This window comes from Microcoleus sp. F10-B2 (genome assembly GCF_036704965.1).
In the GTDB taxonomy this organism is placed as follows: Bacteria; Cyanobacteriota; Cyanobacteriia; order Cyanobacteriales; family Microcoleaceae; genus Microcoleus.
The window spans coordinates 1-1,204 of sequence record NZ_JAUBTB010000233.1; the positions used below are offsets into that span (position 1 = coordinate 1).

General features: G+C 40.5%; 2 protein-coding genes. Both read right to left on the reverse strand.

Features of this window, described 5'->3' with window-relative positions; all coding sequences use genetic code 11:
- Positions 1–87: 87 nt before the first annotated feature.
- Positions 88–423 carry a flagellar alpha dynein gene (locus tag QUA99_RS32870; protein ID WP_333243950.1) on the reverse strand — a complete coding sequence of 112 codons (336 nt, stop codon included), beginning with the start codon at positions 421–423 and terminating at the stop codon, positions 88–90.
- 86 nt (positions 424–509) lie between these two features.
- On the reverse strand, positions 510–1,034 hold the full coding sequence (locus tag QUA99_RS32875) for a transposase (RefSeq protein ID WP_333243947.1): 525 nt from the start codon (positions 1,032–1,034) through the stop codon (positions 510–512).
- Positions 1,035–1,204: the final 170 nt, after the last annotated feature.

Consider the following 1,204-nt stretch of genomic DNA (forward strand, 5'->3'; position numbering starts at 1 on the left):
AATCCACTTTTCCTGTTTGTTGTGGGATGGGCGTCCCGCCCGTCCCCGATAGACGGGCGGGACGCCCATCCCACAAAAATGTGTAAATTATTTAATTCGCGATCCTAAGTTGCTGAGTATGTCCAACAGTGTTTGCATATCAGCCAAGTCCGCTCTCGACTTTTTACGGCGCGCTTTCAACTGATTGAGCAAGTCGGCCGGTTCGATTTCTGACAAATCGGTTCCGACCGTCGCCGAGGTTTCGGGTTGATTTGGCGATCGCTGCTCAAGTTGCGATTTGAGTCTGTCAATCTGCTCGGCCGCTTCTGCGATTGTTTCGTCCTTTACTGCCAGTCGGGAGTTTAACGCTGCAATTTCCTGATTCCTCAGATTGATAATCCCGTCGCTTCTTTTTAACCCACATTCCGCAGTTCTGGCTTTCATGACTAAGGATTTTCATACATTCACTGTAGGAAAAATATCTGTGCCTACCGTAAGGATTCAGGTCTAAAATTGAGGTATAGCCTTTCTCAAAAAGATGAGGTACAATAACAGCAGTGTGTAAACCAGTTAAAAATATTTGACGATGTAACTTGTCCGAACGCAAAATCTATGGCTTTTCCTAATTCTTGATAATTAGTAGTCTTGATTGAACGGAGAATGATTTTAAGTTTTGACCGCAGATTTTCAAGTGGTGAAAAATCTGGTGAATAAGGTGATAAGTATATTAATTTTGCCCCTGTTTTTTCGATCGCTTTTTTCACTTCTTCTCCCAAGTGAATGGGACAATTATCCATCACTACACAAGCACCTTTCCATAGTTTTGGCACAAGTTTTCTGATAATAAAAGCTTCAAATGTAATTGCATCAGTTCCGCATATTAGATGAACCGATGTCAAAATTTCATTGACTGACATGGCTCCAATTATTGAGACATTTTTGCCACGTTTAGTTGGTTTTGGCCCCTTGGCTCTTTCACCTTTTAAATACCTAGCATAGAGCCTAACCATTGCCAAATTCACTCCCGATTCGTCAATGAATATTAAGTCTTTCAAACTAATCTCTTTAATTGTTTTCCAGAATTCACATCGGGAGCATCCCGATTTTGTAAATTTCCCAATAAATGATATAATTTTACATTTTTTAACCCAACGGCTTCCCCAAAAACTGCTATGGAAGCAACTACTAATTTTTTCTATGATTTAAGCGCTGTCTTCAGCAAAAA